The organism is Pseudomonas shirazensis (assembly GCF_050496565.1).
Taxonomy (GTDB): Bacteria; Pseudomonadota; Gammaproteobacteria; order Pseudomonadales; family Pseudomonadaceae; genus Aquipseudomonas; species Aquipseudomonas shirazensis_A.
In genome coordinates this window covers 534568-553561 of sequence record NZ_JBNWAE010000001.1, presented here as the reverse complement: position 1 = coordinate 553561, position 18994 = coordinate 534568, and the positions used below count along the sequence as shown (strand labels likewise).

The window sequence follows — 18994 nt, the reverse complement described above, 5'->3', positions numbered from 1 at the left end:
TGAAAGGCCATCTCGCGGATGCGATGATGGCCTTTCATCCAATTGTCACATTGAAGTCATAGAGTGTTCATGCGCCCTGCAGATACTGGGGCCCGTTCCATCCAGCACCCCCCATATTCCTGCTAGGAGCAAGGCATGAAACTGAAGCGTTTGATGGCGGCCCTCACGTTCGTCGCCGCTGGCGTTGCAACCGCCAACGCGGTGGCCGCTGTCGACCCAGCGATCCCGACCTACACCAAGACCACCGGTGTATCGGGCAACCTCTCCAGCGTCGGTTCCGACACTTTGGCGAACCTGATGACTCTGTGGGCCGAGGCCTACAAGAAGGAATACCCCAACGTAAACATCCAGATTCAGGCTGCCGGCTCCTCGACTGCGCCACCCGCGCTGACCGAAGGCACCGCCAACCTCGGCCCGATGAGCCGCAAGATGAAGGATGTCGAGCTGCAGGCCTTCGAGCAGAAGTACGGCTACAAGCCTACTGCCATCCCGGTCGCGGTCGACGCCCTGGCAGTCTTCGTGCACAAGGACAACCCGATCAAGGGCCTGACCATGGCGCAGGTCGATGCGGTGTTCTCGTCGACGCGCCTGTGCGGTGCCAAGGCCGACGTGAAAACCTGGGGTGACCTCGGTGTGACCGGCGACCTGGCCAACAAGCCGGTACAGCTGTTCGGTCGCAACTCGGTATCCGGCACCTATGGCTACTTCAAGGAAGAAGCCCTGTGCAAAGGCGACTTCAAGCCTAACGTCAACGAGCAGCCGGGTTCGGCTTCGGTGGTACAGTCGATCAGCAGCTCGCTGAACGGCATTGGCTACTCGGGCATCGGCTACAAGACCGCCAGCGTCAAGACCGTGCCGCTGGCCAAGAAAGAAGGCGGCGAGTTCATCGAAGACAACGAAGAGAACGCCCTCAACGGCAAGTACCCGCTGTCGCGCTTCCTCTACGTCTATGTCAACAAGGCGCCGAACAAGCCGCTGGCCCCGCTCGACGCCGAGTTCATCAAGCTGGTGCTGTCGCAAGCAGGCCAGCAGGTGGTAGTGAAAGATGGCTACATCCCGCTGCCGGCCAAGGTAGCTGCCAAGGCGCTGGCTGATCTGGGCCTGTCGCATGCCGGCAACGTTGCCAAGCAGTAAGTAACACTGGACGGGGTTGGCCTGTGGGCCGGCCCTGTCAGCTATTTTCAGTCCGGCGCCAGGCTTACTGTGCGGCGGGCTTTGTTGCGTCAACGCACTGTCATGTTTTTGTAATATGGGACCGCTAGGGTGTGCGCATGAATGATCTGGCCAACTCCACCATGAGCGACAAGGCTCCACCGGTGCGCATTGACTTCAATACGCCCGAGCTGCAACGCAAGCGCCGCATGCGCGCCCTCAAAGATCGCCTGACCCGCTGGTATGTCCTGGTGGGCGGGCTTGCCGTGCTGGCGGCGATCACCCTGATCTTCTTCTATCTGGCGTACGTGGTGCTGCCGCTGTTCCAGGGCGCCGAGCTGACCCGCAAGCAGGCGTTGCAGCCGGCCTGGCTGCAGCAGGATGCCGGCAAGCCGCTGTTGATCGCGCTTGAAGAACAGAATCTGGTCGGCCTGCGGGTGTCCGACCAGGGCCAGGCGTTGTTCTTCGACAGCAAGACCGGGGCCGAGCTGAAACGTGTTGACCTGCCAGTTCCGGCCGGGGCGCACGTGACCTCGATCAGCGCCGATCAACCGGGCAGCCCGCTGATCGTGCTCGGCCTGTCCAACGGCCAGGCACTGCTGTTCAGCCACACCTACAAGGTCACCTACCCGGACAATAAGAAGACCATCACCCCCGGCATCGACTTCCCCTACGGCGAGACGCCATTCGTGCTCGATAGCGCAGGCCGCGCGCTGGAACATGTCAACGTCAACCTCAATGGTGAGTCGCTGATTCTGGCCGGCTCGCACGGTTCGCAGTTGCTGGTCAGCCAGCTCACCCGCGAAGAAAACATGATGACCGGCGAGGTCAGCAGCGAGCAGACCAGCATCGACCTGCCGCAGATGACCGAAACGGTCAAAGCGATCTATGTCGACCCGCGCCAGCAGTGGCTGTATGTGGTCAACGGTCGTGCCCAGGCCGATGTGTTCAGCCTGCGCGACAAGAGCCTCAACGGTCGCTACAAGCTGCTCGAAGACGGCCAGGCGGAAATCACCGCCAGCACCCAGCTGGTGGGCGGTATCTCGCTGATCTTCGGTGACTCCAAGGGTGGCCTGAGCCAGTGGTTCATGGCCCGCGACCCGGATGGCGAGTCGCGCTTCAAACTGATCCGCAGCTTCCAGCTCGGTAGCGCGCCGGTGGTGCAGATCGACGCTGAAGAGCGTCGCAAGGGCTTCATTGCTCTGGACAGCGCCGGCCAGTTGGGCGTGTTCCACAGCACTGCGCACCGCACCCTGCTGGTCGAGCCAGTTGCCGAGGGCGCAGGCATTCTGGCCCTGTCGCCGCGGGCCAACCGCATCATCATCGAGCAAGGCGGCAAACTGCTGCCGCTGAGCCTGAAGAACCCGCACCCGGAAGTGTCCTGGAGCGCGCTGTGGGGCAAGGTCTGGTATGAGAACTATGAAGAGCCGAAGTACGTTTGGCAGTCGACTGCCTCTAACACCGACTTCGAGCCCAAGCTGAGCCTGTCGCCACTGACCTTCGGCACGCTCAAGGCAGCCTTCTACGCGATGATTCTGGCGGCACCGCTGGCCATCGCTGCTGCGATCTACACCGCCTACTTCATGGCTCCGGGCATGCGCCGCAAGGTCAAGCCGGTGATCGAGTTGATGGAGGCGATGCCGACGGTGATTCTCGGCTTCTTTGCCGGCCTGTTCCTCGCACCGTACCTGGAAGCGCACTTGCCGGGCGTGTTCAGCCTGTTCCTGCTGATGCCATTGGGCATTCTCTTGGCCGGCTTCGGCTGGAGCCGCCTGCCCGAGTCGATCCGCCTGCGTGTGCCGGACGGCTGGGAAGCCGCGATTCTGCTGCCAGTGATCCTCTTCACCGGCTGGCTGTCGCTGTCCATGAGCCCGTTCCTCGAGAGCTGGTTCTTCGGCGGCGACATGCGCCTGTGGATCAGCAATGACCTAGGCATCACCTACGACCAGCGCAACGCCCTGGTGGTTGGTATCGCCATGGGCTTTGCAGTCATCCCGAACATCTACTCGATCGCTGAAGACGCCGTGTTCAGCGTGCCGCGCAGCCTGACCCTGGGTTCGCTGGCGCTGGGCGCAACGCCATGGCAGACCCTTACCCGAGTGGTGATCCTGACGGCCAGCCCGGGGATCTTTTCGGCGCTGATGATCGGCATGGGCCGTGCGGTCGGCGAAACCATGATCGTGCTGATGGCCACCGGCAACACACCGGTGATGGAGATGAACCTGTTCGAAGGCATGCGCACCCTGGCGGCCAACGTTGCGGTGGAGATGCCGGAGTCGGAAGTCGGCGGCAGCCATTACCGGGTACTGTTCCTCGCGGCGCTGGTGCTGCTGATGTTCACCTTTGTGATGAACACCCTGGCCGAGCTGATTCGTCAGCGTTTGCGCAAGAAATACTCGTCGCTTTGATAGAAAGGTAGAGATCCGTGAAAAAGGATTCCCTCAAAGGCTGGTTCAAGAGCGGCGCTCCCGGCGTTTGGATCAGCGGTGGCGCCGTCGCCATCGCCGTGATCATGACCGTTGGCCTGCTGGCGGTGATCGCCGTGCGTGGTCTTGGCCACTTCTGGCCGGCCGACGTGATCCAGGCCACCTACAAGGTGCCAGGGCAGGCCGAGCACATCGTCGTCGGCGAAGTGGTGCAGCAGGAACAGGTACCCCTGGCTCGGCTCAAGGGCGCTGGCCTGCCGGTGCCGGACAACGGCCCGGAATTCATGACCCGCGAGCTGATCAAGGTCGGCAACCGCGACCTCAATGGCAGCGACTTCACCTGGGTGGTCGGCGACTGGCTGGTTGATCAGACCGCCCCGGCGGACTTGATCGCCTTGGAACGCCGCGAGTGGGGCAACTTCTATGGCTATCTGGTCAGCGTCAAGCAGGACGGCCAGGTGGTGGCCCACGGCGATGCAGCCTGGGCCGAGCTGCAAGCTCGCCTGAAACGCGCGAACAAGCTTGCCGGCGAGCTGCAAAACCTTGAGAAGAAAGACATCGGTGCCATCAACCATGGCCTTGAACGCCTGCGCCTGCAGAGCCGCAAGCTGGAGCTGGCGGGCAAGCTGGACGCCACCGCGCAGGCCGATCTTGAGGCCGAGCGGGCCGAGCTGAACAGCCGCTACAAAGCCATCGAAGAGCGCCTCGGCGCGCTGCACCGCGATTTCAGCCGGGACAGCCTGGTGGTGCGCGATGGCAATGGCCGCGAGCTGGAGATCAACCTCGACAAGGTGGTGCACGCCTATCAGCCTAACGGCATGGGCATCGTTACCAAGATGGGCACCTATTTCGCCAAAGTGTGGGAATTCCTCAGCGACGACCCGCGTGAGGCAAACACCGAGGGCGGGATTTTCCCGGCCATCTTCGGCACGGTGATGATGACCCTGATCATGGCCATCATCGTCACCCCGTTCGGTGTGCTGGCGGCGGTCTATCTGCGTGAATACGCCCGCCAGGGCCCGGTCACCCGGCTGATCCGCATCGCCGTGAACAACCTCGCTGGCGTCCCGGCGATCGTCTACGGCGTGTTTGGCCTGGGCTTCTTCGTCTATGTGCTGGGCGGCTCGATCGACCGGCTGTTCTTCCCCGAGGCGCTGCCGGCGCCGACCCTGGGTACGCCGGGCCTGCTCTGGGCGTCGCTGACCCTGGCGCTGCTGGCCGTGCCGGTGGTGATCGTGGCCACGGAAGAAGGCCTGGCGCGAATCCCGCGGACCCTGCGCGAAGGCTCGCTGGCGCTCGGGGCGACCAAGTCCGAGACGCTGTGGAAGATCGTGCTGCCGATGGCCAGCCCGGCGATGATGACCGGCATGATCCTCGCCGTTGCCCGCGCCGCTGGCGAAGTCGCGCCGCTGATGCTGGTGGGGGTGGTCAAGCTGGCGCCGACGCTGCCGGTCAACGGCAACTACCCTTACCTGCACCTTGATCAGAAGATCATGCACCTGGGCTTCCACATCTACGACGTCGGCTTCCAGAGCCCCAACGTCGAAGCCGCGCGGCCGCTGGTGTACGCCACCGCGTTGTTGCTGGTGCTGGTGATTGCCACGCTCAACCTGTCGGCGGTATGGATGCGTAACCACCTGCGCGAGAAGTACAAGGCGCTCGATCACTGATTCAGCTTCACGCCACAAGCGCCCGGCTCAGCAGCCAGGCGCTTTTGCCCAGACCGCAGCTTGCAGCTCGAAGCCGGCAGCTACAAACGGAGTGAGACCATGCAACACGAAACTCAAGCCCATGGCATCGACATGTCGGCCCTGGGTCGCAACAAGCAGGGCCTGCGCCTGGCCGAAGAAGCCGTGGCCATCGAAGTGCCTGGCCTGTCCCTGTACTACGGCGACAAGCAGGCGCTGTTCGACGTCAGCCTGAATATCCCCAAGCAGCGCGTGACCGCCTTCATCGGCCCGTCCGGCTGCGGCAAGTCGACCTTGTTGCGCACCTTCAACCGGATGAACGACCTCGTTGACGGTTGCCGCGTCGAAGGCGAGATCAACCTCTACGGCACCAACATCTACCGCAAGGGCGAAGACGTAGCCGAGCTGCGCCGGCGGGTCGGCATGGTGTTCCAGAAGCCCAACCCGTTCCCCAAGACCATCTACGAGAACGTGGTCTACGGCCTGCGCATCCAGGGCATCAACAAGAAGCGCACCCTCGACGAAGCGGTCGAATGGGCGCTGCGCGGCGCGGCCTTGTGGGATGAGGTCAAGGACCGCCTGCACGAGTCGGCCCTGGGTCTGTCCGGTGGCCAGCAGCAACGTCTGGTGATTGCCCGCACGATTGCCGTCGAGCCGGAAGTGCTGCTGCTCGATGAGCCGTGCTCGGCGCTCGACCCGATTTCCACGCTCAAGGTCGAAGAACTGATCTACGAGTTGAAATCCAAGTACACCATTGTCATCGTCACCCACAACATGCAGCAGGCGGCGCGCGTCTCCGACTACACCGCGTTCATGTACATGGGCAAACTGATCGAGTATGGGGACACCGATACGCTGTTCACCAACCCGGCCAAGAAGCAGACCGAAGACTACATCACCGGTCGTTACGGCTAGCAGCCGCTGCCGGCTCCACGCCGGCACCGACCCGAATACTCTGAAGCTTGCAGCAGCGGGCTTCTGCGCGGAGCGAACGCATGATCAACAAAGAAAGCCTTACCCATCACATCTCCCAGCAGTTCAATGCCGAGCTCGAAGAAGTGCGCAGCCACCTGCTGGCCATGGGCGGGCTGGTCGAGAAGCAGGTCAATGATGCCGTCACCGCGCTGATCGAGGCTGACTCGGGCCTGGCCCAGCAAGTGCGCGAAGTCGATGAGCAGATCAACCAGATGGAGCGCAACATCGACGAAGAGTGCGTGCGCATTCTCGCCCGGCGCCAACCAGCGGCTTCTGACCTGCGCCTGATCATCAGCATTTCCAAGTCGGTGATCGACCTTGAGCGCATCGGCGACGAATCCACCAAGATCGCCCGCCGCGCGATCCAGCTGTGTGAAGAAGGCGAGTCGCCGCGCGGCTACGTCGAAGTGCGCCACATCGGCGACCAGGTGCGCAACATGGTCCGCGACGCGCTGGACGCCTTTGCCCGCTTCGACGCCGAGCTGGCGCTGTCGGTGGCGCAGTACGACAAGACCATCGACCGCGAATACAAGACGGCGCTGCGCGAGCTGGTCACCTACATGATGGAAGACCCACGCTCGATCTCGCGGGTCCTCAGTGTGATCTGGGCGCTGCGTTCGCTGGAGCGGATCGGCGACCACGCACGCAACATCGCCGAACTGGTGATCTACCTGGTGCGCGGCACCGACGTGCGCCACATGGGCTTGAAGCGGATGAAAGCTGAGGTCGAAGGCACCGCAGGCCGCGAGGCTGAAATCGCTAATGTTTTGGCTGAATCGGACGATAAATAGGATTGCTCCCGAGCCTCAACGCCCGGCCCAGTGCCGGGCGTTTTCGTTTGCGGTCGAGCAGCCAGCAGGCACCCGCGAACAGTGTGCGACGTCCCGACCTGATTCGCTGCTTGGCAAATGGCCATCAGTGAGCGTTATGCTAGTCGGGATCAAGAGGAGTATCGATGAGTAAAGTCAATGTGCTGGTTGTGGATGACGCCCCGTTCATTCGCGATCTGGTAAAGAAGTGCCTGCGCAATGCCTTCCCGGGTATGGTCATCGAAGATGCAGTGAACGGCCGCAAGGCCATGGCATTGCTCGGCAAGGAGCATTTCGACCTGGTCCTGTGCGACTGGGAAATGCCGGAAATGTCAGGCCTGGAATTGCTCACCTGGTGCCGTCAACAGCCAGAGATGAAGGCCCTGCAGTTCATCATGGTGACCAGCCGTGGCGACAAGGAAAACGTTATTCAGGCGATTCAGGCCGGGGTTTCCGATTTTGTCGGCAAGCCGTTCACCAACGAACAGCTGCTGACCAAGGTGAAAAAATCCCTGAGCAAGATCGGCAAGCTCGACAGCCTGATGGCAACCGGCGTGGCCAAGGTCAATTCGGCGTTTGCCAATGATTCGCTGAGCGCCCTGACCGGTGGCCGCCCGGAGGCTGCCAGAGCCGCTCCGGTGGCTGCCGAGGCTGCCCGGCCGCTGGTCGCCGCAGCTGCGCCGAAGGCCGCGCCAAGCGCCGCACCGGCCGGTCGTGGCCAGGGCCAATTGCGCCTGGCCAGCGGCGCGCAGGCCTGTGTGATCAAGGCCCTGAGCCTGAAGGAAGCGCTGCTGGTGGTGCGTCGCAGCGCCAACCTGCCGCAGGTGCTTGAAGGCGCAGTGCTCGACCTTGAGCAGGGTGACAACGCTGAAGTCGCGCGTCTGAACGGCTATCTGCATGCAGTGGCGGCGATGGAGCCCAAGCCGGACAGCGACTGGCTGCAACTTACCTTCAAGTTTGTCGACCAGGACGCGCAGAAGCTCGACTACCTGTCGCGCTTGATTGCCCGCGGCACTACTCAGAAGCACTTCACGCCCGGCGCTTGAGGCGCTGTCCGACGCAGCCGCGGCCCCAGTCAGCACGGGCCGCGGCTGCGCCGACCAACTGCGACACCCATTGGCAATCCGCCTGCTAGGCTTCGACAGAACTCAACTGTCATAAAGCCACCATCCTATGCCCAGCCGCCTGCTGCTGTTCTGTGCCTTGCTCACGGCTTCGGCGTCGAGTCTGGCCATGACCCTGTATCGAACCACTGATGCCTACGGCGTGGTGTCGTACTCCGACCACGACAGCGAAGGGGCCAAGGCCTATGTGATCTTTCGCGAGCCGATCGTCGAGCGCCTCGATGGCCAGGTTCGGCTTTACAGCGAGGTGATTACCGGCGGGATGCGCTTCAGCGCGCACAACGAGCTGTTCGCGCCGGTCGAGGTCGAGTTGCGTCTGCAGGGGCTGAGCAATGCTCAGGGTGGTAACGCGCCGCGGATCGTGCGCAAGGTGCTGCCAGCACGCTCGACCCAGCTGCTGAGCGTAGTCATGGCCCAGCCCGGCAAGCAGCTGGGGTATCAAAGCAAACTCGACTACGCCCTCGGCAGCCCGCTGCAGCGGCCGCAGGCATTTCGCTACCCGTTCCCCTGGCGGGGCGGCCCGTTTCGCTTAAGCCAGGGGCCGAACGGGCGCTACAGCCACTTCGGCGCCAAGGGCCGCTATGCGATGGACATCGCCATGCCGGAAGGCACGCCGATCATCGCTGCGCGCGGCGGGGTGGTGATCAAGACCGAGAACAGCCAGAACGGCCGCGGTACCAATGCCTCAGGCAACTTTGTGCGCATTCTTCACAGCGACGGGACCATGGGCGTCTACCTGCATCTGATGCAGGGCTCGGTGGTGGTGGGTGAGGGGCAGCGGGTCAGCGTAGGGGATGCGCTGGCCAAGTCGGGCAATACCGGCAACAGCAGCGGGCCGCATCTGCACTTTGTGGTGCAGCGCAACGTTGGTTTGGCGCTGGAGTCGATCCCGTATCAGTTCGACCGGCCCCTTGGCGGGCTGCCCAATTTCACCGCGGGCAATCCGTGAAATTTGGGGTCGCTCTGCGACCCTTTCGCGACACAAGGCCGCTCCTACAGGGTCCGCGCAAGCAAGTCATGCGCAGTCAACTGTAGGAGCGGCCTTGTGTCGCGAAAGGGCTGCGCAGCAGCCCCAAAGACCTGGCGGACACTGGTTATTCCAGCTTGAGCACCTTGGCCAGAACGATCTTGGGCCCCTTCATCTTCTTGATGATGATGCGCAGCCCTTCGACTTCCAGCAGTTCCTCTTCCTCAGGCACCCGATTCAGCGTCTCGTAGACCAACCCGGCCAAGGTCTCGGCCTCGATGTGGTCGAGGTCAACGCCCAGCAGCCGCTCGACCTTGAACAGCGGGGTATCGCCACGCACCAGCAGCTTGCCTGGCTGGTAGGCGAGGATGCCGCGCTCGGTCTTGCGGTGCTCGTCCTGAATGTCGCCGACCAGCACTTCCAGCACGTCTTCCATGGTCAGGTAGCCGATCACCTTGCCATCGGCTTCTTCAACCAGCACAAAGTGCGCGCCGCCCTTGCGGAACTGCTCGAGCAACTGCGACAGCGGCATATGCCGGGACACCCGCTCCAGTGGCCGGGTCAGGTCGTCGAGGTCGACGCTGCCAGGGATATGGTCGAGGTCGGCCAGCTCCAGCAACAGGTCCTTGATGTGCAGCAGGCCGGTGAATTCCTCACGCTCGGCGTCGTACACCGGGTAGCGGCTGAACTTGTGCCGGCGGAACATCGCCAGGATTTCCTTGAGCGGCGCCTTGGCGTCGAGGCTGATCATGTCCTCGCGCGAGTTGGCCCAGTCGACCACCTCCAGCTCGCCCATCTCGACCGCCGAGGCCAGTACGCGCATGCCCTGATCGCTCGGGTCCTGGCCACGGCTGGAGTGCAGGATCAGCTTGAGCTCTTCGCGGCTGTAATGGTGCTCGTGGTGCGGCCCCGGCTCGCCCTGGCCAGCCACCCGCAGGATGGCGTTGGCGCTGGCGTTGAGCAGGTAGATGGCCGGGTACATGGCCCAGTAGAACAGGTACAGCGGCACCGCCGTCCACAGCGACAACAGCTCGGGTTTGCGGATCGCCCACGACTTGGGCGCCAGCTCACCGACGACGATGTGCAGGTACGAGATGACGAAGAAGGCGATGAAGAACGACACGCCCTTGATCAGCTCCGGCGAGTCGACGCCAAAGTACGCCAGCAACGGCTCGAGCAGGTGCGCAAAGGCCGGCTCACCGACCCAGCCCAGGCCCAGCGAGGCGAGGGTGATACCCAGCTGGCAGGCAGACAGGTAGGCATCGAGCTGGTTGTGCACCTTGCGCAGAATGCTGCCGCGCCAGCCGTGCAGCTCGGCGATCGAGTCGACCCGGGTCGAGCGCAGTTTGACCATGGCGAACTCGGCGGCAACGAAGAAGCCGTTGAGCAAGACCAGGAACAGTGCAAAAAGAATCATGCCGAAGTCGGCAAACAGGGAGGTGACGCTGATACCAGGGGAAGGGTCCATGATGGGGTTTTACGGGGTCCGTCTGCGAAAATGATGATAAAAAGCCGCCAGCTGTGCCGGCGCAGGACAGCCAATGTAGCGGCTGAGGCGGCAAAAGCAAAGGGGGGCAGGGCGGCATTGGTCAGTGCCCGCCAGCCACTGCGGCTATCTGCCCTTGCGGATATCCATCTGCACAGCGGCAAAATGGCAGGTAAAGGTGCTGCCGTGGCCGGGCACGCTGCTGATCTCCAGCCGCGCGCGGTGGCGCAGGAGTACGTGCTTGACGATCGCCAGGCCCAGGCCGGTGCCGCCGGTGTGGGAGTTGCGACTGGAGTCCACCCGGTAGAAGCGTTCGGTCAGGCGCGGCAGGTGCTTGGCCTCGATCCCCATCCCCGAGTCCTGCACCGACAGGTGCGCGCCCTGTTCATCGGCCCACCAGCGGATACGGATGTTGCCGCCGTCCTGGGTGTACTTGACCGCGTTGAACACCAGATTGGAGAACGCACTGCGCAGCTCCGACTCGCTGCCTTTGAGGTAGACCCCGGGGCTGGCTTCGAGGCTGATGTTCTGCTGGCGCGGGCCGGACAGCGCCTGGGCGTCGGCCTTGATCGCAGTGAGCAGCGCATCGACTGCCACGGGCTGGTTGTCCGAGGGATAGTCGGTGGCTTCGAGCTTGGCCAGCAACAGCAGGTCGTTGAGCAGCGTCTGCATGCGCGAGCCTTGCTGGCTCATCTGCTGCAGGGCGCGAGTCCAGCGTGGATTGACGTCTTCGACGTTGTCCAGCAGGGTTTCCAGGTAGCCGCTGATCACCGTCAACGGTGTGCGCAGCTCGTGCGAGACGTTGGCGACGAAGTCTTTGCGCATCTGCTCGAGCAGGTGAATGCGGGTGACGTCGCGCACCAGCATCAGGTGCTCGTTGTTGCCATAGCGGGTGATGTGCAGCTGCACGCGCATGCGATCGTTGATCGGCGAGGGGATTTCCAGCGGCTCAAGATAATTTTCGGCTTCGAAGTATTCTTTGAAGCGTGGGTGGCGGACCAGGTTGGTCACCTGCTGGCCGCCGTCCTGCGGGGTCTTGAAGCCGAGCAGCGTTTCTGCCGCGCGGTTCCACCATTCCAGGTTGCCGTCGCTGTCGAGCATGATCACCGCGTCACGCAGGGCGGCCGTTGACTCCTGGACTCGGTCGATCACTGCCTGCAAGCGCCCGCGCACGCGCTGATCGCGGCGTTGCAGATGGTAGATGCTGTCGAACACCTCGCCCCACAGGCCATAGCCGTCGGGTGGTGCTTCGTCGGGCTGATGGTTGCGCAGCCAGTCGTGCAGGCGCAGCAACTGCTTGAGGGTCCAGCCCAGGTACAGCGCCAGGCCGATGGCAAAGCTCCAGCCATAGTAGCCGCTGACCAGGCCGCCGATGATGCAGACGGTGATCAACAGCAGCAGGTGGCGAATCAGGGTCGCGTGCCAGTTCTGGTTCAATGGTTACGGTCCTTGTACAACAGTGTGCAGCCAGCTGCGCAGGCGTCGCTCAGCTTTTGGTCGAGAAACGATAGCCAGTGCCGCGCACGGTTTGTACCAGATTTTCGTAGGCCTCACCCAGCGCCTTGCGCAGGCGGCGGATGTGCACATCGACGGTACGCTCTTCGACGTAGACGTTGCCGCCCCAGACCTGATCGAGCAACTGGCCACGGGTGTAGGCGCGCTCCTGGTGGGTCATGAAGAACTGCAGCAGGCGGTATTCGGTGGGGCCCATCTCGGCTGGCTTGCCGTCGATGGTGACGCGGTGGCTGATCGGGTCGAGCAGCAGGCCGCCGATCTCGATTGGCGACTCGCTGTCGCTCGGGCCGGTGCGGCGCAGTACGGCTTTAAGCCTGGCGACCAGCTCACGCGGCGAGAACGGCTTGGTGATGTAATCGTCGGCGCCGACTTCCAGGCCCTGGATCTTGTTGTCCTCTTCGCCCTTGGCGGTGAGCATGATGATCGGGATGTCGCCGGTCAGTTCATCACGCTTGAGGCGCCGCGCCAGCTCGATGCCCGAGGTGCCCGGCAGCATCCAGTCGAGCAGGATCAGGTCCGGCTTGCGGTCGACGATGATGGCATGGGCCTGCTGCGAGTTCTCCGCCTCGAGGCAGTCGTAGCCGGCCATTTCCAACGCAACGGCGATCATCTCGCGAATGGGCGCTTCGTCGTCGACGATCAGAATGTTCCTGCCAACCATGCTCTCAACCTCTCCTGAATTGGATGTCTTGGCCCGCATTAGATAACGGAATTATTGCAGTCGTGTGACAGGTCGTGGGCTGCCACGGCAAGTATCGACGGCTGAGCTAGGCTGTAAATCCCAACCCCCGAATAAATACGGTGAAATCCAATGACACGATCAACGCTGAACTGGATGGCCTTCTGCGTAGTTTTGGCGCTGCCGGGGGTGGCCCTCGCCGAGCATGGCGGCATGGGCATGGCCAAGGGCGGCATGCTGGTCGACGACAAGGGCATGACCTTGTACACCTTCGACAAGGACAGCGACGGCAAGTCGATGTGCAACGGCGACTGTGCCAAGGCCTGGCCGCCGCTGATGGTCAAGGAAGATGACAAGGCTGCGGCAGGCAAATGGACCCACATCAAGCGCGACGACGGCAGCATGCAGTGGGCCTACGATGGCAAGCCGCTGTACACCTTCGTCAAGGATACCGAAGCGGGCAAGACCACCGGCGATGGCATGAAGGACGTCTGGCATGTAGCCAAGCCCTGAGGGCACCGCTACGCCCTGTGCGAGCGCCTGACAGCGCTGGCCCAGGGCACGCCATCAGCCCAGGGCGTAATCCAGAACCACGCCGATAAAGATCAGCAGCCCCGCCCAGTGGTTATGCAGAAACGCCTTGAAGCACGCGTCGCGATCCAGCTTGCGCGTCGACCAGAACTCCCAGGCAAAGCACAGTAACGCACCCACCAGGCCGAGGTGGAACCAGCCGCCCAGGCCGAACTTGATGCCCGCCAGCAGCAGGCAGGCCAACGACAGCAGCTGCAGGCCAAGGATGATTGCTCGGTCGGCCTCGCCAAACAGGATCGCGGTGGATTTGACCCCGATCTTCAGGTCGTCATCGCGGTCGACCATGGCGTAGTAGGTGTCATAGCCCACCGTCCACAGCAGATTGGCGATGTACAGCAGCCAGGCACTGGCCGGCAGATCGCCGCCAGCGGCCGTGAAGGCCATCGGGATACCCCACGAATACGCTGCGCCCAGTACCACTTGCGGGTAATAGGTGTAGCGCTTCATGAACGGGTAGCAGAACGCCAGGGCGACGGCACCGAACGACAGCCAGACCGTCTGGGCGTTGGTGCACAGCACCAGCAAGAAGCTCACCGCTACCAGCACGGCGAACAGCACCAGCGCCTCGCCCGGCTTGACCCGACCGCTGGCCAGCGGCCGGTCGGCGGTGCGTTTGACGTGGCCATCGACCTTGCGATCGGCGAAGTCGTTGATGCAGCAGCCGGCTGCGCGCATCAGCACTACGCCTAGGCCAAAGATCAGCACGTTGGCCACCGTCGGCGCGCCCTGGCCGGCAATCCATACCGCAGTCAGGGTCGGCCACAGCAACAGGTAGATGCCGATTGGCCGATCCATGCGGCTCAGCTGGACGAAGTCCCAGGCGCGCGGGTGCAGGCGGTTGAGTGACTTCAGCAGTTGCAGGTACATCAGCCGCTTACCTCGCTGGAGGCTTGCCACAAGGCCGGCAGAAACACCTCGGCCACCAGGAGTTGCAGGCCATCGCGCTCGAAGCGCGAGCGCCGGCCCCACAGATCCGCTGCAGCGACTTCAGTGGGCAGCCAATGCTGAGGGTAGCTGCACACCTCGATAGGGTGGCGCACAAAGGCCTGATCGCAGAACAGCAGCTCACCTAATGAACGGCTGCCCAAGGTTTCCAGATCCAGCCCACCGCGCTCCAGCGCGGCGCGCCCGGCCACGCTGCGGGCGAATACCCAAGGCTGGCCATGGCCACGCAGGTAGACCTCACGCACCCAACCTTGCGCACCAGGCTCAAGGCCAAGCGCCAGGCATTCGTCATCGCGCAGTGGCTGCCAGCCCTGGAACAAGGGGGTGACACTGAAATGATCAGCGGACAGGGCAGTCAGGCGGCGGGTCAGCGAGCCTTCATCGAACAGCCAGTCGAGGGTCGGCTGGGCAAGCGTGGTTGCCAGCTGTGGATACGGCAGCCACGCAACAGCGGCTGCTAGCGGGGATTCGTACGACACGTCGGTATGCTTGTTACAGCCAGAGAGGCGCCGAGCTTAGCATGATTGCCTGCGCTGCTTGCATACTGCAGGCTGGGCCAGTAAAAAGCCCGTGGCAGCCGCATGAGCCATAACTCAGCCTGTTGCGTGGCAACAGCGCGATAAGCGGCAAGGCCAAGCCTGAACCTGGATGAGGAGCTGTTGATGAAGAAGTGGCAATGCATTGTATGTGGCCTGATCTACAACGAAGCCGAAGGCTGGCCAGATGACGGCATCGCGCCGGGCACCCAATGGCAGGATGTCCCTGAAGACTGGCTGTGCCCTGATTGTGGCGTAGGCAAAAGCGACTTTGAAATGATCGAAATCGCCTGATAGCAACCCTTGGCAACGTAAAAGGAATACGGCATGACCTCCCCAGTAGTGATCATCGGCACCGGCCTTGCGGGCTACAACCTGGCCCGTGAGTTTCGCAAGCTCGACGGCGAAACGCCGCTGCTGTTGATCAGCGCTGACGACGGCCGTTCCTATTCCAAGCCGATGCTGTCCACCGGCTTTGCCAAGAACAAGGACGCCGATGGCCTGTGCATGGCAGAACCCGGGGCCATGGCCGACCAGCTCAAGGCGGAGATCCGCACCCACACGCGCATTAGCGGTATTGATCCTGGGCACAAGCGGCTGTGGATCGGCGAAGAGGTGGTCGAGTACCGCGACCTGGTCCTCGCCCTGGGCGCACAGACCGTGCAGCTGCCGCTGCAGGGCGATGCCAGCGATGCGGTGTACGCGATCAACGACCTTGCCGACTACGCCCGCTTTCGCCGCGCTGCGGCAGGCAAGCAGCGGGTACTGATTCTTGGCGCCGGGCTGATTGGCTGCGAGTTTGCCAACGACATGAGCCTGGGCGGTTTCCAGGTCGACGTGGTCGCCCCGTGTGAGCAACTGATGCCGACCCTGATCCCGGCTGCCGCCGCAGGTGCGGTGCAGGCCGGCCTGGAGGGCCTCGGTGTGCGCTTCCACCTCGGCCCGGTGCTGGATCGCCTGCAGCGCGACGGCGCTGACCTGCAGGCGCATTTGTCCGACGGCAGCGTGATCGCCTGCGACCTGGTGGTCTCGGCCATCGGCCTGCGCCCGCGCACCGAACTGGCAGCCGCGGCCGGGCTGGCGGTCAATCGCGGGGTGGTGGTGGACCGTCAGCTGCGCGCCTCGCACGCCAATATCTACGCCCTGGGCGATTGCGCCGAGGTCGATGGCATCAACCTGTTGTACGTGATGCCATTGATGAGCTGCGTGCGGGCGCTGGCCCAGACCCTGGCTGGCAATCCGCAGGCGGTAGCTTACGGGCCGATGCCGATCACCGTGAAGACCCCCGCCTGCCCACTTGTGGTTGCGCCACCGCCGCATGGCCGCGCGGGCGTGTGGCAAGAGGAAGGTGAGGGCGCCGATCTCAAGCTGACCTGCCGCGATGAGGCGGGTGCGCTTCTCGGCTATGCCCTGACCGGCAGCGCCGTCATGGAAAAACTCGCTCTAAATCGGCAGCTTCCAGCGCTTATGGCGTAAATAGCTGGCGTTCTGTCGCTTATGACGTTGGCTTGCCGACACAATGGCCGTGCTGATACTGGCGCGGTCCCGGTTGGCGTGCCATTCTCACTCGCGTCTGCCGCAGTTTAGAGCCTGCGGCGCCTTGAGCGCTGCCTCTCCTGGCAGCACGGCAATAACAACAAGAATTCCCGTCCAAGAGGCTTCACTATGCGCAAACCAGAACTCGCCGCTGTCATCGCTGAAAAGGCCGATTTGACCAAGGAAAAGGCCAATGAGGTGCTCAATGCGATCCTCGACAGCATTACTGGTGCCCTCGATAAGGATACCGTTACCCTGGTCGGCTTCGGCACCTTCGAGAAACGTCACCGTGGCGCCCGCACCGGCAAGAACCCGCAGACTGGCGAACCGGTGAAGATCAAGGCCAGCAACACCGTTGCGTTCAAGCCAGGCAAGGGCCTCAAGGACACGGTCAACCCGACCGGCAAAGCTGCAGCACCGGCCAAGGCTGCGGCCAAACCTGCTGCGAAGGCTGCTGCGAAGAAAAAGTAAGCGGCTGAGTTGATTGGGGCCGCTTTGCGGCCTTCGCGGGCAAGCCCGCTCCCACAGGTTAATCAGCGCTGCAGACCCTGTGGGAGCGGGTTCACCCGCGAAGGCTGCAAAGCAGCCCAAAACGCTACCTCTGACATAGCCAACAAACGGGCGCCTTTATGGCGTCCGTTTTGCTTTACATAGGGTAACGGTGGCGGGCTTGTATAAAGTGTTCTGAAAGAGGATAAACTCGGCACTTTCAGTCACATTAAAGTCGAGTCTTGCCGATGAAGTTCCGTTTTATTCTGTGGGCCATGGGCTTGTTGATGGCCCGTGCCAGCCGCAACAATCCGGCGTTCCAGCAGCAACTGCGGGATAAGGATCTGGTGTTCCAGATGCAGACCCTGGATGGCAAGGTCGCCCGTCACTTCATCGTCAGCAACGAGCGCATCAGCAGCAGGGCCGGGCAACATGCGCAGCCAGCCTTCGCCATTGCCTTCAAGGACGCCGCCTACGGCTTCGCCACCCTGCAGGCCAGCAACAAACAGCTGGCGTTCATGCAGGGGATTCAGGACAAGAACATCCAGATCAAAGGCAACCCGGCGCTGGTAATCTGGTTCCAGGGCCTGATGAAGTACCTGAAACCGCGCAAGCGTAAGGCCTGAGTCAGCGGGGCGCCTGGCGCCCCAGTAACAGTCAGCTCAATGCGGCGGGTGGAACTGGGAGGCTAGTTCGCGCAGCAGCGCTTCGGCCTCAAGTACCTTGCTGACGACATCGTCGGCCTTTTCGCGGCTCAGCCCCAGACGCTCGAGCAGGGCATCAGAGATTTCTTCCTGCGGCCCTGAGCCGATCCCGCGCGAGCGCAGCAGACTGGTCGCCAGGCAGACCAGGTTGGGGAACACTGCCAGTTCGCCGTCGTAGCCAGGATCGTGCTGGAAGCGCAGTGCGTTGGACAGCTCTTCAGGCATGTCCCACAGCTTCATCAGCCACGCGCCGATCTGCTCACGGCTGATGCCGAGCAGATGCTGTTCGATGTAGGTGTGGCTCAGGTGCGGGTTGACCTCCAGGTGGCGGCAGATCAGCGAGAAGTGCGGCGGAAATACATGCGCCAGCAGCAGATAGCCAAAGTTGTGCAGCAGCCCGGCGAGGTAGGTCAGGCCAGCTTCAGGGCGCTCGGCGCGCGGCATGGCGCGGGTCAGGCCCTCGATCACGGCAGCGGTGTAGATCGACTGCTGCCAGTACGGCGTGGCTTGCTGTGGGTGGTCCTTGGGCAGGCTCAGGGTCTTGCCCAAAGCCAGGCCCAGCGCCAGGTTGATCACCAGATCGAAGCCGAGCACACGCACGATGGCGTCTTCCACCGAACGGATCTTGCCAGGTGAGGCGTAGTACGGCGAACCAGCCCAGCTGACCACCTGCGCGGCCAGCGCCGGGTCGGTTTCGACCACACCGGTGATGTCGTCGATGCTGGCGTTTGGGTCGACCCGCAGCTTGATGATCTTTTGCGCCGTGTCGGCCAGCGGTGGAATCTCGATGGTTTCTTCCAGGCGCTTCTGAATCCGCCGTGCGGTGAACGCCTGCACCGCCTGGGTGATCTCGTGGGGATCATCGTCAGGACGGTTGAGGTTGGGCTGGATGTCCGCCACGGTCTGGCCGAACTTGCCTGCGCTGGCCTTGCCCAGCATGCGCTTGAACGCGCCGCGCTCGATCTGCAGCAGCAGGCCGCGTTCGCCCGACTGGATCAACAGCGCCTCGGCATCGAGCAGGCGCTCGTCATACAGGCAGGGCGAGCTGGTCAGGGCCGGCAAGGCAGGCAGCGCTTTGAGTTTGTGCTTGTCGAGCATCTGGTTCAGGCGCGTCAGCGGTACAGCGTGCAGCTTGCGCCCGGTCAGCTCGGCGAGGCGATTGAGGTCCAGCAACTGAGTGTGCGGGAACAGCACCAGCAACGCGCCGATTTCGTCATCCAGCAGCACCGCCTGCACGCGCGAGGCGGCAGGCAGGGACGGATGCTCAGGCACCTCCTGATAAGCCACGCCGAGCTTGTCCAGCAGTTGGCGGATAACAGACGGTGCTTGCGGGGATGCGGCGTCCAGGGCTGCTTCAGTCATGAGCTGGATC

General features: G+C 63.0%; 18 protein-coding genes. 12 read left to right on the top strand and 6 right to left on the bottom strand.

Annotated features, from left to right (window positions below; genetic code table 11):
• The first annotated feature begins 135 nt into the window (after positions 1 to 135).
• The 7 genes from ACQZ2L_RS02460 (at position 136) to ACQZ2L_RS02430 (ending at position 9123) form a co-directional block, all read left to right on the top strand.
• On the top strand, positions 136 to 1134 hold the full coding sequence (locus ACQZ2L_RS02460) for a phosphate ABC transporter substrate-binding protein PstS (protein WP_103435535.1): 999 nt from the start codon (positions 136 to 138) through the stop codon (positions 1132 to 1134).
• Between the two features lie 137 nt (positions 1135 to 1271).
• A complete protein-coding gene (locus ACQZ2L_RS02455) occupies positions 1272 to 3560 on the top strand; it encodes an ABC transporter permease subunit (protein ID WP_430324584.1) in 2289 nt (762 codons plus the stop codon).
• A 17-nt stretch (positions 3561 to 3577) separates the two neighbouring features.
• Entirely contained in the window at positions 3578 to 5248 is a 1671-nt protein-coding gene (pstA, locus tag ACQZ2L_RS02450) for a phosphate ABC transporter permease PstA (RefSeq protein ID WP_430324583.1), read from the top strand.
• Between the two features lie 99 nt (positions 5249 to 5347).
• Entirely contained in the window at positions 5348 to 6181 is an 834-nt protein-coding gene (gene pstB, locus ACQZ2L_RS02445) for a phosphate ABC transporter ATP-binding protein PstB (RefSeq protein ID WP_430324582.1), read from the top strand.
• An 80-nt stretch (positions 6182 to 6261) separates the two neighbouring features.
• Positions 6262 to 7032: a phosphate signaling complex protein PhoU gene (phoU, locus tag ACQZ2L_RS02440; protein ID WP_103435538.1), complete on the top strand. Its 771-nt coding sequence runs from the start codon at positions 6262 to 6264 to the stop codon at positions 7030 to 7032.
• Between the two features lie 164 nt (positions 7033 to 7196).
• The gene (locus ACQZ2L_RS02435; RefSeq protein WP_430324581.1) at positions 7197 to 8096 is read left to right on the top strand and encodes a response regulator; all 900 of its coding nucleotides are present in this window, start codon (positions 7197 to 7199) and stop codon (positions 8094 to 8096) included.
• Positions 8097 to 8223: 127 nt separating this feature from the next.
• On the top strand, positions 8224 to 9123 hold the full coding sequence (locus ACQZ2L_RS02430; RefSeq protein WP_430324580.1) for a peptidoglycan DD-metalloendopeptidase family protein: 900 nt from the start codon (positions 8224 to 8226) through the stop codon (positions 9121 to 9123).
• Positions 9124 to 9268: 145 nt separating this feature from the next.
• Here ACQZ2L_RS02430 and ACQZ2L_RS02425 read toward each other — a convergent pair whose 3' ends face one another.
• The 3 genes from ACQZ2L_RS02425 to phoB form a co-directional block, all read right to left on the bottom strand.
• Positions 9269 to 10609: a hemolysin family protein gene (locus ACQZ2L_RS02425; RefSeq protein ID WP_101322855.1), complete on the bottom strand. Its 1341-nt coding sequence runs from the start codon at positions 10607 to 10609 to the stop codon at positions 9269 to 9271.
• A gap of 144 nt (positions 10610 to 10753) precedes the next feature.
• Positions 10754 to 12064: a phosphate regulon sensor histidine kinase PhoR gene (gene phoR, locus ACQZ2L_RS02420; RefSeq protein WP_430324579.1), complete on the bottom strand. Its 1311-nt coding sequence runs from the start codon at positions 12062 to 12064 to the stop codon at positions 10754 to 10756.
• Positions 12065 to 12113: 49 nt separating this feature from the next.
• Entirely contained in the window at positions 12114 to 12803 is a 690-nt protein-coding gene (phoB, locus tag ACQZ2L_RS02415) for a phosphate regulon transcriptional regulator PhoB (RefSeq protein WP_103435541.1), read from the bottom strand.
• A 150-nt stretch (positions 12804 to 12953) separates the two neighbouring features.
• On the opposite strand from phoB, the gene ACQZ2L_RS02410 reads away from it, so the two are divergent.
• Entirely contained in the window at positions 12954 to 13334 is a 381-nt protein-coding gene (locus tag ACQZ2L_RS02410; protein WP_430324578.1) for a COG4315 family predicted lipoprotein, read from the top strand.
• Positions 13335 to 13388: 54 nt separating this feature from the next.
• Here the strand turns inward: ACQZ2L_RS02410 and ubiA are convergent, their stop codons facing one another.
• Together ubiA and ACQZ2L_RS02400 are read right to left on the bottom strand one after the other, a co-directional pair.
• On the bottom strand, positions 13389 to 14279 hold the full coding sequence (gene ubiA, locus ACQZ2L_RS02405; RefSeq protein ID WP_430324577.1) for a 4-hydroxybenzoate octaprenyltransferase: 891 nt from the start codon (positions 14277 to 14279) through the stop codon (positions 13389 to 13391).
• Entirely contained in the window at positions 14279 to 14836 is a 558-nt protein-coding gene (locus ACQZ2L_RS02400; protein ID WP_430324576.1) for a chorismate--pyruvate lyase family protein, read from the bottom strand. The genes ubiA and ACQZ2L_RS02400 overlap by 1 nt, the downstream gene beginning before the upstream one ends.
• 183 nt (positions 14837 to 15019) lie before the next feature.
• Here ACQZ2L_RS02400 and ACQZ2L_RS02395 point away from each other — a divergent pair, with 183 nt between their 5' ends.
• The 4 genes from ACQZ2L_RS02395 to ACQZ2L_RS02380 all read left to right on the top strand — a co-directional run bounded on the left by ACQZ2L_RS02395 (position 15020) and on the right by ACQZ2L_RS02380 (position 17544).
• Positions 15020 to 15187: a rubredoxin gene (locus tag ACQZ2L_RS02395; protein WP_101322861.1), complete on the top strand. Its 168-nt coding sequence runs from the start codon at positions 15020 to 15022 to the stop codon at positions 15185 to 15187.
• 33 nt (positions 15188 to 15220) lie between these two features.
• On the top strand, positions 15221 to 16369 hold the full coding sequence (locus ACQZ2L_RS02390) for an NAD(P)/FAD-dependent oxidoreductase (RefSeq protein WP_430324575.1): 1149 nt from the start codon (positions 15221 to 15223) through the stop codon (positions 16367 to 16369).
• 189 nt (positions 16370 to 16558) lie between these two features.
• Positions 16559 to 16900 (top strand): HU family DNA-binding protein, encoded by a 342-nt coding sequence (locus tag ACQZ2L_RS02385; RefSeq protein ID WP_101322863.1) that lies wholly within the window; start codon positions 16559 to 16561, stop codon positions 16898 to 16900.
• A 266-nt stretch (positions 16901 to 17166) separates the two neighbouring features.
• Positions 17167 to 17544 (top strand): helicase, encoded by a 378-nt coding sequence (locus ACQZ2L_RS02380; protein ID WP_430324574.1) that lies wholly within the window; start codon positions 17167 to 17169, stop codon positions 17542 to 17544.
• 36 nt (positions 17545 to 17580) lie between these two features.
• Here the strand turns inward: ACQZ2L_RS02380 and ACQZ2L_RS02375 are convergent, their stop codons facing one another.
• Entirely contained in the window at positions 17581 to 18984 is a 1404-nt protein-coding gene (locus ACQZ2L_RS02375) for an HDOD domain-containing protein (RefSeq protein WP_430324573.1), read from the bottom strand.
• Between the last annotated feature and the right edge of the window lie 10 nt (positions 18985 to 18994).